1 protein-coding gene is annotated in these 1,012 nt (G+C 58.2%); it reads left to right on the forward strand.

The features are described from left to right. Window positions 1-62: 62 nt before the first annotated feature. Window positions 63-1,012 (forward strand): IS481 family transposase (locus tag DYI37_RS19720; protein WP_116684980.1); only part of this gene is annotated, 950 nt, incomplete at its 3' end.

Here is a 1,012-nt window from a genome sequence, read left to right on the forward strand (position 1 = left end):
GCTAGGTGTTTAGTCCCGCAGTGTGATGGCGTATCATTGACCTTCAAAGAGAGGGAAGCGCTATGGGCCAGGTTCTTCACGGCAGCGCCAAGACCACGCACGCCGTTCGAGCAGAACTACAGCGATCGAAAGCTCCGATCGCTGAACTCGCGAGGTGCTACGGGATCAACGAAAAAACGGTGAGGAAGTGGCGATCTCGCCCCGGCGTCGAAGACGAGGCAATGGGGCCGAAAGAGAGGGCGAGCACTGTCCTGTCGGCCTTGGAAGAAGCAGCCATCGTCGCGCTGCGTGTTCAAGCTAGACTGCCGCTGGATGATGTCTACGTCGCGCTGAAGGACGTGATCCCGCATCTGTCGCGATCGAGCCTTCACCGCTGCCTGCAAAGGCATGGCATTTCCCGCTTGCCGAAGGCCGATCAGGAGAAGCCAAAACGCTTCAAGGCCTATGAGATCGGTTATTTCCACATCGACATCGCCGAGCTGCGCTATGTAGGCGGCAAGGCCTTTCTCTTCGTTGCCGTCGACCGCACCTCGAAGATCGTTTTCGCCAGGATCTATCGCAAAGCCACGAAACTCGTCGCAGCCGGCTTCCTCAAGGCCCTCATCAGGACGGTACCATACAGGATCCACACCGTGCTGACCGACAACGGCGTCCAGTTCGTCCAGCACGACAAACGAGCCGCGAGCGGCTTCGTCGCTCACATCTTCGGTGCCGTCTGCGCGACCAACGATATCGAGCATCGCCGGACAAAACCTTACCATCCCTGGACGAACGGTCAGGCCGAAAGAATGGTGCGGACTATCAAGGACGCGACTGTGAAATCGTTTCACTACGCGTCCATCGATGACCTACGGCGGCACGTCAGGGACTGGCTACTCGCCTACAACTACGCCAAGCAGCTCAGGGCTCTGCGGTTCAAAACGCCGTTCGAAGCCATCCGACAGATCAGCGAGACAAAGCCGGAAATCTTCAGCCGATCGCCAAGCCATGACATGCTGGGACCAAACACCTA

The organism is Fulvimarina endophytica, from assembly GCF_003403015.1.
Lineage (GTDB): Bacteria > Pseudomonadota > Alphaproteobacteria > Rhizobiales > Rhizobiaceae > Fulvimarina > Fulvimarina endophytica.